At 54.9% G+C, this 12,676-nt stretch carries 16 protein-coding genes and 1 pseudogene; 14 read left to right on the forward strand and 3 right to left on the reverse strand.

All coding sequences use genetic code 11. The features are described from left to right. Positions 1-908: 908 nt before the first annotated feature. The 12 genes and pseudogenes from ACOJWD_RS11800 to ACOJWD_RS11855 all read left to right on the forward strand — a co-directional run. The gene (locus ACOJWD_RS11800) at positions 909-1,433 is read left to right on the forward strand and encodes a hypothetical protein (RefSeq protein ID WP_486993428.1); all 525 of its coding nucleotides are present in this window, start codon (positions 909-911) and stop codon (positions 1,431-1,433) included. A 304-nt stretch (positions 1,434-1,737) separates the two neighbouring features. Then, complete coding sequence (locus tag ACOJWD_RS11805; protein WP_486993429.1) at positions 1,738-2,964, forward strand: hypothetical protein; 1,227 nt, start codon at positions 1,738-1,740, stop codon at positions 2,962-2,964. Between the two features lie 41 nt (positions 2,965-3,005). After that, on the forward strand, positions 3,006-3,320 hold the full coding sequence (locus ACOJWD_RS11810; protein WP_486993430.1) for a hypothetical protein: 315 nt from the start codon (positions 3,006-3,008) through the stop codon (positions 3,318-3,320). Positions 3,321-3,582: 262 nt separating this feature from the next. After that, positions 3,583-3,951, forward strand: coding sequence for a hypothetical protein (locus tag ACOJWD_RS11815; protein ID WP_486993431.1), 369 nt, complete (start codon positions 3,583-3,585; stop codon positions 3,949-3,951). After that, positions 3,941-5,020, forward strand: a complete 1,080-nt coding sequence (locus ACOJWD_RS11820) for a beta propeller repeat protein (RefSeq protein WP_486993432.1) — start codon at positions 3,941-3,943, stop codon at positions 5,018-5,020. The genes ACOJWD_RS11815 and ACOJWD_RS11820 overlap by 11 nt, the downstream gene beginning before the upstream one ends. A 118-nt stretch (positions 5,021-5,138) precedes the next feature. Then, positions 5,139-6,026 (forward strand): hypothetical protein, encoded by an 888-nt coding sequence (locus ACOJWD_RS11825; protein WP_486993433.1) that lies wholly within the window; start codon positions 5,139-5,141, stop codon positions 6,024-6,026. Positions 6,027-6,326: 300 nt separating this feature from the next. Further along, a complete protein-coding gene (locus ACOJWD_RS11830; RefSeq protein ID WP_486993434.1) occupies positions 6,327-6,530 on the forward strand; it encodes a hypothetical protein in 204 nt (67 codons plus the stop codon). Beyond that, a complete protein-coding gene (locus tag ACOJWD_RS11835) occupies positions 6,511-6,945 on the forward strand; it encodes a PIN domain-containing protein (protein WP_486993435.1) in 435 nt (144 codons plus the stop codon). The genes ACOJWD_RS11830 and ACOJWD_RS11835 overlap by 20 nt, the downstream gene beginning before the upstream one ends. A 184-nt stretch (positions 6,946-7,129) precedes the next feature. Further along, positions 7,130-7,687, forward strand: a complete 558-nt coding sequence (locus tag ACOJWD_RS11840) for a hypothetical protein (RefSeq protein WP_486993436.1) — start codon at positions 7,130-7,132, stop codon at positions 7,685-7,687. A 131-nt stretch (positions 7,688-7,818) separates the two neighbouring features. Then, a complete protein-coding gene (locus ACOJWD_RS11845) occupies positions 7,819-8,007 on the forward strand; it encodes a hypothetical protein (RefSeq protein WP_486993437.1) in 189 nt (62 codons plus the stop codon). Then, positions 7,992-8,132 (forward strand): hypothetical protein, encoded by a 141-nt coding sequence (locus tag ACOJWD_RS11850; protein ID WP_486993438.1) that lies wholly within the window; start codon positions 7,992-7,994, stop codon positions 8,130-8,132. The genes ACOJWD_RS11845 and ACOJWD_RS11850 overlap by 16 nt, the downstream gene beginning before the upstream one ends. A gap of 292 nt (positions 8,133-8,424) precedes the next feature. Further along, positions 8,425-8,925: pseudogene (locus ACOJWD_RS11855) on the forward strand (Tn3 family transposase); the annotation flags it as partial. Here the strand turns inward: ACOJWD_RS11855 and ACOJWD_RS11860 are convergent. The 3 genes from ACOJWD_RS11860 to ACOJWD_RS11870 form a co-directional block, all read right to left on the reverse strand. Beyond that, positions 8,904-9,191 carry a transposase gene (locus ACOJWD_RS11860; protein WP_486993443.1) on the reverse strand — a complete coding sequence of 96 codons (288 nt, stop codon included), beginning with the start codon at positions 9,189-9,191 and terminating at the stop codon, positions 8,904-8,906. The pseudogene ACOJWD_RS11855 and the gene ACOJWD_RS11860 sit on opposite strands and share 22 nt — an antisense overlap. Positions 9,192-9,308: 117 nt before the next feature. After that, complete coding sequence (locus tag ACOJWD_RS11865; protein ID WP_486993439.1) at positions 9,309-9,827, reverse strand: IS110 family transposase; 519 nt, start codon at positions 9,825-9,827, stop codon at positions 9,309-9,311. Between the two features lie 166 nt (positions 9,828-9,993). Beyond that, positions 9,994-11,232: a WD40/YVTN/BNR-like repeat-containing protein gene (locus tag ACOJWD_RS11870; protein ID WP_486993440.1), complete on the reverse strand. Its 1,239-nt coding sequence runs from the start codon at positions 11,230-11,232 to the stop codon at positions 9,994-9,996. A 212-nt stretch (positions 11,233-11,444) separates the two neighbouring features. Between ACOJWD_RS11870 and ACOJWD_RS11875 the strand changes: the two genes are divergently transcribed. After that, entirely contained in the window at positions 11,445-12,056 is a 612-nt protein-coding gene (locus ACOJWD_RS11875; RefSeq protein ID WP_486993441.1) for a hypothetical protein, read from the forward strand. Between the two features lie 28 nt (positions 12,057-12,084). Then, the gene (locus ACOJWD_RS11880; RefSeq protein ID WP_486993442.1) at positions 12,085-12,483 is read left to right on the forward strand and encodes a hypothetical protein; all 399 of its coding nucleotides are present in this window, start codon (positions 12,085-12,087) and stop codon (positions 12,481-12,483) included. Positions 12,484-12,676 lie beyond the last annotated feature (193 nt).

A 12,676-nucleotide genomic window follows, 5' to 3' on the forward strand; every position in this document is an offset into this window, starting at 1 on the left:
CCGCGTCGTAATTGTCCTAACTGAGAGGCCGTATTGATAGTATCCATGCACAAAACGGTACCATACTAAGCAAGATAGATCAACGTGTAGATAGGAAAGCGATAATAGAGTCCGCCCTGCCGCCGGCAGGGCCTTTGTTTTTTTAACATGGTGGCCTGATGAAGCGTCCCGAGAAAATACGGCACCGTGCAGTGCTATCGGCGTCAACGTCGACAATTCGAGGGAAACAGAAGACTTTCCTACGCAATTGGTGACAGCGAGCTCTAACCAATATGAAGTATCCGTACCGCAATCGCAATATAAAAACACGGTCGAGTATGCCCTGGACCAAGTTGATGGGGGTGTCACCGTAAGCAATCCTGATTTCAGTCCCAACGACTTGAACGCAGGCGACCTAGATGGATATTATACGCAAACGTGGACGGGAATTACCCCGTCGTTTACGATCGGGTACGATACGGCTGCTATGACCGTATCAGGAACATCCGAAGAACACACATGGTATCTCGGCCCTTTAAATTGGAGTCCCAATAGCGCCCCAACGTAGATAACGAGGCATATCGATCGTAAAGGATCCGACGTACGACACATTGATGTGGAGCTGAGTATTTGGAGTGTGGGTTTGAGGATAAGAGGCGGCATGCGCGACCGTCTCTTATCCCAGTGATGTCAAGGTGATGAACATCAATAGCGTGTTGAGTCGTCTCAATAACGCGAAGACGCGCCGCCTCAAGGGAGTTGCGCGTAAAGTTTGAGTTCGATAAGGTAAGCATGATACGAGTCCGATCAACAGACATAATGATCAAGGGTATGACCGACTATAATGGGTATGAAAAGGCGTGATCCATGATGTGTCGCGGCGAACGGGTATCGTTGTCGATAAAGTGAAGGAGGCGTCAGGACAAAAAATGAAACGGCGTCTGCTTTTTGCCATCATCGCGATGGCCGTCATCGTTATGGCCGTCTTTAGCCGGTCGTATTATGTCCATAGGGCGGCCGTCCACCAGGCCATGGAAAAATTACAACAAATTCCTCCCGCCCGGGCGTATCCCCATGCGATTCAATACCACGGGGTCAACGAGGGATTTCACAGCCTCGTGGTGGCGTCACTTGAACCGGTGCAATCTGTCGCGCAGAGTGCGCTAGCCGGTAGTTGGGTGATCACGTATACCGGGTCTCATCCCCCCACGATTCAAGCGATCGCCCTAGATGGGATGGTTGATGGGACCCCGATGACCATTCAATATCAAGGATTTTCTCCCCCACTCCAGCCGACTCTTATCGGGCGTCATCGATATGTCTATTGGGAAACCCAATGGAATAATCCCACATGGCCGTTTCCTCCGAGTGTCGGCCGCGAAGAATTTCAGACGAGCATCGCCCGGATCCGTGTAGTCTCTGGACAGACTATCTCCATTCCTGAACACCCCTAGCGGGCGCTAGAGAAATACCAGGCATTCTCTTGACGGGGGCCTTCGTATAGAAGAGGTGGTGGCCGGGGCCATGCGGTATGTCTATTGCAGGAATTGATGTCGTTGATTTCACCGGCTAGACACCTTCGTTCAAGGACAGCCAGCTTTCTCGGTGACTTGCGGGATTTGGGTATCGAAGAAAGACTGACCCGGTTCTCCCCTGGGTCGACACGATCAAAGAGTTTCACGCTGAGTTTCTGTCGTGCTTCCCCTGCCGCCGGCAAGGCCTGTGTTTTTTTGAGGTGATAGCTGATGTCCACTTTTTATGCGTTTGCCGAAACATCATGTGGTCTGTCGTTGGTGGGTGGATGGCTCGCCGCAACAAGCCTTTCTTGCCGAAACCATCCCGTGGGAATCGATTTACGATGAGTCGGTGAAACAAACCCATTTGGCGCGTCAACCTCAATTGTCCCTACCATCGCGTCGCCCGTCGATGGCCACTGCGGACGCCATCCCGTCGGCGGAGGATCTGTCACACACGGAGGCCTGGTCGAAGCTGCAAGTCCCGATGGATGAAGAGGCGGCACTTGACACCGGAGTCGACACGACGGAGATGGATTGGAACGAAGAGGCTGACACGGAGGAAACCGATAGTGCCATAGCGCCGCCACGCTGGCTGACCTGGATGATGGGCAACCAAGAGCCCGCGTCGTGGTGGGATACCGCTTCTGGAGCGGGCTTGACCGCCGCGTGGGAACGCGTGCAACACGAGTCGGGGCGGGGCGACATCTGGGAAATTGAGGGGCTGGCGGCGATGAATCCGGAGTGGGCACCGGCGGTACGGCGTCGAGCCGTCCACGTGGCCCGAGCATTGCTCGGCCCCAAAGCGGTGTTGGCCTGGGTCACACCCGACCAATTAGGCGTATGGTATGACCCCTCCATCACTCTCGATGAAGCGGTCTGGATGACGCAAGGAGAGGCCCACAACGTATCCTGGCACAAAATGGACCCGACCGAGTCGTCGGCAGAAACGGGGATGGCAGACGCCGGCGACGACGACGTCTTTGTCGCGGATGTGGATCTTGAAGAACCTGAGCGAGTGCCTTCATCGGCGATCGACCGTGCACAACCCGAGATACGCTCGACGAAAAAATCCGTGAAAATCCCTGAATCGGAATTGAATGACTATCTGTGGGAACACTTTACGGAGCTCACCAACATTCCTCAAGAGACGATACGACAATGGCAACACGCCTCAGGTGCCACCGATAGCGAAATTGCCTATACGATGCGCTGGCTCCTCACGCGGCACATCGGCCCGGAAAAAGCGGTGACGACCTTTCACGATCTTCTCGGCCGCAAATTGCGGGATCGCCTCATCCTGCCGATTTGCGACCAGGTTGACGCGTCGAGTAAAAAAGTCCGCGATGTGCTCGTCCGCGAAGATTACGCCAAATGGGGTCAATGGTTGAAAAATCATCCTGAGGTGACGACGCTCGAGCAGCTACATCACGCCGTCAAACAGGCCAAGGGCCGGCGCGATGTGTCGTAATCATCAACCACTGGAGAGCAACCAAAGCGAGGGATCCGCTGATGCGTGATCTCATACCGATCATTCGGATCGTGCCCGTCGACGAGGCGTATGATGACGAATGGATGGCCCTCGTGTCTTGGGTCGATGACACGGCGGAATCCGTCGGGCAGTTAGCGACGGGTCCCGATGAGGATATGGTGCGACTGGTGGCGGAATTAGAGCGGTTGGTGCAGGATGTGCGGTGGCCCTGGATGAGACTTCCCGGTCAAGACCGATCGCCCCATGTACGCGTGCCGTTAGAGATGGATCAAGATTTGTCGGCCTTAGCGGCCTGGGCGAACCCGAAGGGATGGGTGGTGGAACGAGGCGGATAACCCTCACCGGACACGCATTAACACAACGAGTACAATCAAACTAGAGGCTGAGGATCCCCGGCCTTTTTTTGTTGCCTGTCTATGGGCAAGTCGTTGGCCAACTCCAGCAGCGAATTGATATCATCATTGACCCAGAGATTTGAGTGGGGATCGGAGCCGCGGACCATTGCGTAACCATAAAAAGCACGAAAACGTTATATCACCGACAGGGTTTTTAGTGAGATATCGACAATACCTATATTGTTGGACGGAGGCAGTCCCAATGCACGATGTGCATGTGAATGTGATACCAGGTCAAGCGCGGAAATGGTATTTTGACAAGAAACGGATTGGCGTACACCGCAACGGATGTTTTTTCCCTCTTCCCAAACACGCGGCGCGTGTTCTTAGTTATTTTCTGCAACATCCAAATGAAATCATCTCCTATGAATTTATCGGGAACATCGCGTTTGAAGTGGGCGTGTTGTGGGGTACCCACCAAGAAGTTTATCACCTGGTGCATCAAATTCGCCTGGCGATCGGAGATACTCATCCGCCGACTGTCGTTGTGGCGCGGCGAGACTTGGGCTACGAATATCGACCGACGACGGATGATACGATAGCATGCGGGGGTCTATCTCATGAGTATTAGGCGATGGACACTAGGATTAGGAGCGGGACTGGTAGCTTTGGTCCTGACCACATTGGGGGATAATACGACCTCTGTGCGGACGCATGCCATGTCTGTGTATGCCGTCGTGATGAGCTCTCCACGCGAGGGTTGGTTATTGACAGCGCACGGCGCGGTCGATTGGACCCGTAACGGGTGGAAATCATGGGACACGATAGAGCGACTGGGCCGTCCTAGATTCAACCGAACAAGCTATCTTACAGGGCATAGTTCGAGAGAGAGTTGGATTGCGCAATGGACAGCGCATTCACATCGGCTTATGGTGTTTGTGAGTCGCGATAGCGGTAAGCATTGGAAATCGGTTGTGACGCATCTGCCATTTACGTCTCTCGACTCCTCGGAGGCGATCATTAATCTCACGTGGTTTGGGTCCAAAGCAATCCTCGAAACGTCGGGCGCTCACAATACGATTGATCTCTGGGATTTGCAAAGAGATGGAAAGGGATGGCGACGTATCGATGCGACGTTTAACTTCTACTCGGTAAGTGCCGTGACATGGGCTTCGCCAACGACGGGCTACGCAGTCGGATTTTTACCCATTGTCAACGTGACCCCGCTCTGGGTTACGACCGACGGCGGGGTCACCTGGCGTCTAGCGTCTTTGCCGCATCCGAGTCCGGAAAATACTTGGCAATTGTATCTAGACGGTGCAATTCCTACTTCGCAAGGGGTGGTAATTCCAGAACAATGGTTTACTACGGGCGCGTCATCGCAAATGTCCTATGCGCTATCTTCAGAAGGAATTTCTGGGTGGCGTCAATCCCCCCGTCTTCCCATGGCATTAGAACTCAATCAATGGGTCAGTTCCCGCGCTGGATGGGGGTTTGCTCATCATCAGGTATGGATTACAGAAAACGGCGGCGTCACGTGGCAAGCCTATACGGTGCCGTTTGCGACGAAAAGCCTGGATGGACAGAATGCAGATCTTGTGACGTCAAGGGTGGGATGGGTTTGGACGTCGACGCCTCACGGAACGACGTTGTGGCAGACAAAAAACTCCGGACGGTCATGGCAGTCAATCCCCCTGTGACCGTCCGGATAGTTCTATTGCAGTGCATTATGATAAGGAAGCTGCAGCGTTATAATCTGGTGTGGCCCCGGTTGATTGGTCGCTATAGTATTGCCAGAATGTCGAGAAGGCTCCACTAATGTTGGGTGCGATAACGCCTTGGTACATGCTGGTCGGACATGCTGGCGGACTGGCCCCTTCTGAAATCCACGAAGACCACCCCGCAATGGAATATGCTGAACAACTGCGGATGCACGCGCACGAGCTAGGTACGCATGGGTTAAGCGCCGAGGAATTTTATAATTCAGGCTTATTTCGCGGAGCCATTGAGCGAATTCGTGGGCAGTTTTCGGCCACGATGACTGCTGAACGGGCTTTTGCCCAAACGATGTTAGAATATATGAAAACTCAGGGCACGATAACAAAGTGGGTGTCAACAGAGTCTCATGATCGCCATGACTATTTAGTCCACTTGCCGGACGGTCGTCAGGCTGCTATTGAAATGAAAGGCTGTTTGGATGGCAACAACACGACCATTTTTGAGCGACCTGCAAACGCAGACGAGTTAATCATCTGGAGCCTTTGCCAGAATGCGGCGGCAGATCCTCGCCATAACGTGTGGTCAGGGATCCATGTGCGTCTAAGTGCGGAAATGGTAAGTCGAAACAAGCACGTTGATGGATTGGTTGTCTGGGATGAGATCTGCGGCACTATTGGCCGCAGATGCCCTAAAATTGCAATAGGTGAAGGTCTTGCCGTGGGACCATACCAAGTGCCACCGCCTTGTATCTATCTGTTTCCTCGAACGGTGCCGCATCCGCGTTCAAATCCTTCCCCGCGTCCTCACACGCTAGCCGAAGTAGGATTTTTGGATGCTTTGTATCGCACCTTTGGTGGTGCACCTGAGGATATCACTTCGGTCAGCATTGGCGTGGCATACGAAGGAACAGACATCGTCCGTACTACCAAACTCGTACGCAACAACGTCGTGATCGCGGCATCATCCCAGTCTTCCATTAACCGCTAACCACCACCGTGGTATTGATCAAATTTTGGCTATTAATTATGGGTATCCGGATTTTATGATGGATCAAGTCTGACTATCATCGGAAGGCAAAACCGGATTGTATGATTGATCGGAATTCCCATGAAGGAATTTGTGCTGCTGTGGCAGACCAACGGAACGCATATTGATATACCCTGGAATCGGCGGTCTTAAGGCACTAAAGGGCCGGTTAGGAACTTAGCATAATTTTTTGACAGTTATTGTTTATTGGGTCGTGATGACCGGTCCATCCGCTATAATATGGGCAAGGAGGGATGGCCGGTGGCGACTCGCGAAGAGTTGAAGCAGCTCATCGATGGCATGCCCGATGAAGCGTTGCCTTTTATTCAGGAGACCCTAAAGCGTTGGACGCCGGAGCGTTCGGCGGCGGCGGCTCGTTTAATCGCACGCTTGTCCAAGGGCTACGACTTCGGACTGCGAGGCGAACGGCCCTATGGGACACGCGATGACCTCTATGACCGTTGAGTTTGTCGATACCAATGTCCTCGTGTACGCACACAATCGTCGCGATGAGCGCCGTCACCCGGTCGCACGGGACCTCCTGACTCGCCTGACCGAAGATGGCACGGGCGCGGTCAGTATTCAGGTGCTGCAAGAATGGGTCAATGTCGTGACGCGGCGCGTGCCCGTTCCGTTGACGCTGGACGAATCCGCACGGGTCATTGAGGATTTCGACTCCGCCGGATGGCGGGTTATCTCCCCGCAAGTGGGCGACGTCATCGAAGCATTGGCGATGATGCCACGCTGGCAATTGTCGTGGTGGGACGCCTTAATTGTGATAGCCGCGCAGGTGGCTGGGGCATCGGTTTTGTGGACCGAGGATCTGAATCATGGACAGAAGTTCGGGTCTGTCACCATTCAGAACCCGTTTCACGATTGAGCTGAGGGGAGAAACCACTGTTCTGGGGCGTATCTGCCGTAAGGACCCGCCGGCCGATAAACCGAGCCAATTGCATGGCGACAGCGAGTATGCTCCAATGGGATTGAATGTCGAACTATCTAGACTAAGACGGCCACAATAGGCACCGTAGACAACGAATAGAATGGCGAATGAGGTGACTGTTATGAAATGGTGGTCAATGGGCGCGTTACTTGCCAGCTTGATCTTGCTGGCGGGATGCGGCTCCGCATCGGTTCAAACGAATGGGGCTTCGGGGACGCGATCAACACCCCTGCCGGCCATTGTCGCGCGGGTCAATGGGGTGGGCATTCATCGAGACGCCATTGTTCAAGCGGAGGCCTTGCTAAAGAACCAGCACGGTCCCAAGGCCGTAAAGAAAACAGGCCGGCAACTAGAGGCGCAGGCAGTCCAATTGGTCATTCAGCAAGTGGTGTTGGCGCAAATCGCGAAGCAGAAAGGGCTCGATCCGACGGTCGCCCAAGCCAAGGTAGCCTATCAACAGTTGGTGAAATCGGACCCATCCGTCCTCAAGGTTGTGAAATCAACCGGCAGCACGGCCGCAGGCCCATCACCATCCTGGATCAGTGCGTACCAAGCATCCACGGCCACGGGCCATCTCATCCGCCAAGCCGTCGGTCATCAAGGAATTCAGGCGGAAGATACGTTCATCCATCGGCTGGTCAGTCGCGCGCACGTGGTCTTATCCCCGGGAGTTCCGTAATATCTGCCACCCCTACGGTATCCCCTACGGTATTATTGGGGGCGAGAACGCATCAGCCGCATTTCGGCCGTGTCTGAGGAGCGTGGTACACTGAGAGTAGAAATAGAGGGTATGTGAGGAGGGATTAGGCGATGGCGAGTACCAAAGAACAGCTGCGTGAATTGATTGAGCGTCTGCCGGATGACTGCACCGTGGAGGACGTCCAGTATCACCTGTACGTGCAGCAGAAGGTGGAGCGGGGTCTGGAGGACGTGCGCGCCGGCCGGGTGCTGAGCCACGAAGAGGTTGAGCGGCGGATGGCCAAATGGAGCGACAAGTAAACTGGACCGTGGCAGCGTTGAGCGACCTCGAAGCTGCTGCTGAATATATTGAGCGTGATTCGCCCCATTATGCGGCGTCGCTGATTATGGAAATTCTCGCCGCGGGCGGCAAGTGCCCGAGCTAGCCGACCCGCAACTTCGCGAACTCATCGTACCACCTGGGAGGCCCTCCGGCGTCATGACCTGTATCATCCGGGCAGTCCCCACTATGGGGATCCCCGAGCCCAACTACTGCAAGGGATCGCCTGGGACGCCGCGAAACCGCATGTGCTGAGGACTTTAGGCTGGGCCTCCGACCCCGCCGAGGCGCTCGCCCCGTTAGCCCAGGCGCTCGATTCGGCCCATCGCCAAACCGCCGCGCATTGGGCGGACAATCCGGCGGTCCGTATCGAATCCGCTGCGATCCGTCCACGTGTGGTGCTTACGCCGCTCGACCGCCTCGAGGACTCCCCCGCGTTGCGCACGTTCCGGCAACAGATCATCGAGTTGTTGCCCCACGCCACGTTACCCGAGCTGCTCCTGGAAGTCCATCGGTGGACCGGGTTTGCGGAGGCGTTTACCCATGTCAGTGAAGGGGCTGACCGGATTCAGGATTTGGCCCTCAGCGTGTGTGCCGTCGTGTTGACGCAAGCCTGCAATATCGGCTGGGATCCCGTGGCCAATCCCGCCCTCGCCCGCGACCGGCTAACCTGGGTCGCGCAAAACTATATCCGCGCCGAGACGTTGGCGGCCGCCAATGCCACCCTCGTCGACTACCATGGCCAGCTTCCGCTCGCCCAGTTCTGGGGATCCGGCGACGTGGCCTCTGCCGACGGGATGCGCTTTGTGGTGCCTGTTCGTACCCTGCATGCGGGGAGCAATCCCAAATACTTTGGCATGGGGCGGGGCGTGACCTATTACAACTTTGTGAGTGACCAATTCAGTGGATTGGACTTGACACAAGACCAGGCGTCTCTTCGGCACGCCGTGTGGCCCGCATCCAGACAGCCACCTCCCAAACATATCCGCATAGTTCCCGACCCACCGCGGTATAGGCGGGCGCGTGTAAAGGCCATCAGTTGTCGAGGATGGGAGAACTGGCTAAAGTCTCCACATTCGGCCACTAAGGTGGCCGCTGTCACCCAGTCGATTCCCCGTAATGCTTGGAGTGCAGCCATGAGCGAGTGCAAGGGATGGGTGATCATCGCCGTCTGGATCGCCTGATCCCACCGTGTAAGCCGCGTGTCCAGTTCATCGAGTTGCGCCAAGGCTTCATCCCACACAATCTCACGGGGGGCGGGTGTCGGTTTCAGGGTGCGAATTCATTGGCGATGGCGGGGGCGCCAGGCCAGCATTTTGTCGGGCCGATGAATGTCCCAGCGGAGTAACGCGCTCTTGATGCGAAGCCGAAGGCGGCGCCGGCCCTCGACCGTCGTTTCGCGCGCCCGGACTAAGTCACGAAAGGCTTCTTCATCCTCAGAGGGCAAATGTACAGCGGTCAGGCTGCCCGCGCGCAGATCTTCTGCCAGTTTCCGCGCATCGCGCCGATCCGTTTTCACATGATCCGTGGCGCGATGCGGAATTAACCCCGGAGCAATGACCTCACAGGTGACCCCCAAACGGAGCAGGTGGCGGGCTAAGCCAAAGCCTGTCGGACCGGCTTCATAGCAAATCAGGAGGGTGGAGGCATCCGGCTGACGGCGCACCCAGGGAGTGACGCTCTCTAGGCGATACGGAATCGTTCCCAGATCCCGGGCGCGATCGCGCCCGGGACGGGCTTCAGCGATGACAATCGTGTCAGCCGACACGTCGAAGCCAATATAACGGGTATACTGTGGCATGAGACACCAGTCCTTTCATGGTAAAGATTTCCTTGCCCTGTAGTGTACCCACCACGGGATCCGGAATCGGCTGGTGTCATCATTCTATCTACCCGAACCCCGAATACTCCTGAAGCCGAATATTACGTTGCATAATGAGAAAATCAGTGAGAGGAATCATCGCCTCTCACTGATTTTTTGGTACCCACTGTCGACCACCGTCATGGGTCACCAATAGCACGGTGATTGGGGGAGTATCCCCGTGCGGTTCTTTTTTCAGAATGACCCACGAAGTCGATGAGGATGTAACGACAAGCTGTTGGACATTGGGGAACGCCTTTAAGAATTTTGGTAAATTCGTATCCGTAGCGGTGCCCCAACCCGTCTCTGTGTCCATCGATGTATAGAACTGATTATTAATAAAAACGCCACTGGTCGAGGGGGTAGACATCGCCAATCCATTGAGCGTATCCCGTGAGGAAACGCGCATAAGACGTCTGGGAATCCAGGACCGGCCTCCTGTGGTGGTCTGATATTGAGTCACCACTTGACTGTTCAAGGTGTTATCGGTGACAAGAAAGCGGGCGATATGCGTGGAAGAAAAAACTGGTCCCGCGACGTCCGTAGAGTCCGTACTTCCGGGAAGCAGGGGAACCGAATCGCGTTTCCACGTCCTACCGCCATTGGTGGTGCGGTACAAGAATGTCCCCGAATCGTTTGGGTTGCTAAGGAGCCACCAGCCGGTTTGATCTGTTTGAAAGGTCAGATGTTGGGCTGTCCCAATCCAGAATTGCCTTTGCGTAGGATCTATAATACACCGCCAATGGCGGCCCCCATCGGTCGTTTGATAGATCCACTTTTCTGACTGCCCGGAAAAGCCCGTGGATTCCAAGACGATCCATCCATCATGGCGATTCACGAAGGTGATTTCGGCTACGTTATTGACCGTGGCCGAAATCGGAAATGTCGTCTGTGTCCATGTGTTGCCCCCATTCGTGGTGGACACGATGGACACTTGCGGATTTTTCGGCTGTCGCCAGGCTATCCATCCATTCGTGGAGGAGATAAAGTCCATTTGAGGTGTAAAGTAAATGCTCCCAGTCGGGTAGTTAAACCGAGACCACGTCAGTGAGGGCACTGTCATGGCGGTCCACTGGTCATCACGGGACCGCGTTTTGGCGATGACCAGGTGCTGACGGCGAAATCCGATAAGCCACACGGACCGGTTAGCTACCGTTACTTGAATCGGAGAAAACCCTGTCAACTTTGTGTGGTGCACAGTAACATTTGGTAATACTGAAGATGCGTTGGTGACCGAAATCTCTGCGGGCGAGGCGGTATGCGGGTGTCTGGTGCCACAAGCCGTTAAGGTGAGACTACCTGCAAAGATTATGGCAGTGAATGCCCAACGTGAGAATATCCTCATGGGGTCCTCCTCGCTTGTTTTCCAGTTGCCGTCATGAATATAACGTCCGGAGCAGTGCCGAGGTGACGCTCCAGTCGGAGTACGCGTCACGATGGGATGCGCCGTGTTCGGGCCCAAAGCGACTCTTCAGTCCATGGGCCGCGACATGGAAAGCTTGGTCATTTAGTGTGGGGATTATAGTGGTCCCCAGAATCTAGACAAATTTAGGTGTTGTGGGTCCGGGCGACGGGTGTTCCCCTTCGAGTAGCAACGCTTATGTTGATGGCGAGGGCTGGTCGAATTGCGGTGAAGAACCCTCTGAACCCGCGCTGTATGCACAAATTGTTGGAAACCCGGACATTTATCAGGGCCAAACGGCGCTGTTTAATTATCGTGTGTGGTGGGCCAATTCCTATGCCACGAATGCCGATAGTGGTTTTGACATTACCCAAGTGACCATGGCGGCCGATTCGGATCAAAGCGAGGTCTATGAGACGGCGCTCTACCCCTATTCACAAGGAAGCAACGGCACATGGACAGTCAGCGCCGAATACGATGGATTTGGCGTGAATTATACCTTCCCGACGTCCTCTACGAGTGCAACGGGAGATGCGACCAATTGGTCTGTCGATGAAAGCGGAGATTGGTCTCCCGCGTCCGAAGAGTACATTAGTGCATCAACGGATAATGGATTGGACTCCAAATTTAGTCTTTATACGAACAACGACCAACCAACCGGGCTCTACGATGCATCGGCCACGGTCAACTTACAATACTATTTCCCCTACGCCTCATATTGGGTCGGAGCCACGACGTTTCCGTGGTCTTATCAGGTCGAATCATAGTATGATATTGGTAACGGAGGCTGATGATATGCGGGCTCATCAACGGGTTTTCGTATTCTCAGCCTTAATCTTGGTCTTGCTCGGTGGCGGGATGGGCTTTTATCTGACGGCTGTGCATGTCCGCGTGAGCCGTCAGGAGGCTCAAGGCGTCGGGGCCCAATGGGACGGCCACAAGCCCGTCAACACCACGATTGAGGTTGAACACGTCACGACGACATGGGTCGTCTTTCACGGATACTTGCATCGCGATTGGGAAGTCCAGCGCAGCGCCTGCATGCCGGGCCCCAGCCGATGCCAATTTTTCTATACCTATACGGTGTTTGTTAACGGGCAGAGCGGCACCATTGATGATGCCATGATCGGGGTGACGCCGGGGGATTGGCCCCTCCTCCTCGCGCATACGGGGGATTCTCGTGAGGCCCCATAACGTCCTCCGTCGCCGTGTCTGGAGCGGCCTCGTATTGATCCTGGTGATCATCGTCACCCTTGGGGTCCATCGTTTCTACGATAATCGTTATCGGGTGTGTAGTGCTTCTTTTCTTCTGATAGCGATACGGTGATATTCGCCGTGGCTCGTCGACGTCCCTGCTTATGACACGTGGAAGTTACTGGCAACCACG

This window comes from Sulfobacillus sp. TH-112 (assembly GCF_057473405.1).

Excerpts from the sequence above, each read along its gene's own strand:
- ACOJWD_RS11800 (WP_486993428.1), top strand. The coding sequence starts at position 909 with ATGAAACGGCGTCTGCTTTTTGCCATCATCGCGATGGCCGTCATCGTT.
- ACOJWD_RS11805 (WP_486993429.1), top strand. The coding sequence starts at position 1,738 with ATGCGTTTGCCGAAACATCATGTGGTCTGTCGTTGGTGGGTGGATGGC.
- ACOJWD_RS11810 (WP_486993430.1), top strand. The coding sequence starts at position 3,006 with ATGCGTGATCTCATACCGATCATTCGGATCGTGCCCGTCGACGAGGCG.
- ACOJWD_RS11815 (WP_486993431.1), top strand. The coding sequence starts at position 3,583 with ATGCACGATGTGCATGTGAATGTGATACCAGGTCAAGCGCGGAAATGG.
- ACOJWD_RS11820 (WP_486993432.1), top strand. The coding sequence starts at position 3,941 with ATGAGTATTAGGCGATGGACACTAGGATTAGGAGCGGGACTGGTAGCT.
- ACOJWD_RS11825 (WP_486993433.1), top strand. The coding sequence starts at position 5,139 with ATGTTGGGTGCGATAACGCCTTGGTACATGCTGGTCGGACATGCTGGC.
- ACOJWD_RS11835 (WP_486993435.1), top strand. The coding sequence starts at position 6,511 with ATGACCTCTATGACCGTTGAGTTTGTCGATACCAATGTCCTCGTGTAC.
- ACOJWD_RS11840 (WP_486993436.1), top strand. The coding sequence starts at position 7,130 with ATGAAATGGTGGTCAATGGGCGCGTTACTTGCCAGCTTGATCTTGCTG.
- ACOJWD_RS11845 (WP_486993437.1), top strand. The coding sequence starts at position 7,819 with ATGGCGAGTACCAAAGAACAGCTGCGTGAATTGATTGAGCGTCTGCCG.
- ACOJWD_RS11850 (WP_486993438.1), top strand. The coding sequence starts at position 7,992 with ATGGAGCGACAAGTAAACTGGACCGTGGCAGCGTTGAGCGACCTCGAA.
- ACOJWD_RS11860 (WP_486993443.1), bottom strand. The coding sequence starts at position 9,191 with ATGATCACCCATCCCTTGCACTCGCTCATGGCTGCACTCCAAGCATTA.
- ACOJWD_RS11865 (WP_486993439.1), bottom strand. The coding sequence starts at position 9,827 with ATGCCACAGTATACCCGTTATATTGGCTTCGACGTGTCGGCTGACACG.
- ACOJWD_RS11870 (WP_486993440.1), bottom strand. The coding sequence starts at position 11,232 with ATGAGGATATTCTCACGTTGGGCATTCACTGCCATAATCTTTGCAGGT.
- ACOJWD_RS11880 (WP_486993442.1), top strand. The coding sequence starts at position 12,085 with ATGCGGGCTCATCAACGGGTTTTCGTATTCTCAGCCTTAATCTTGGTC.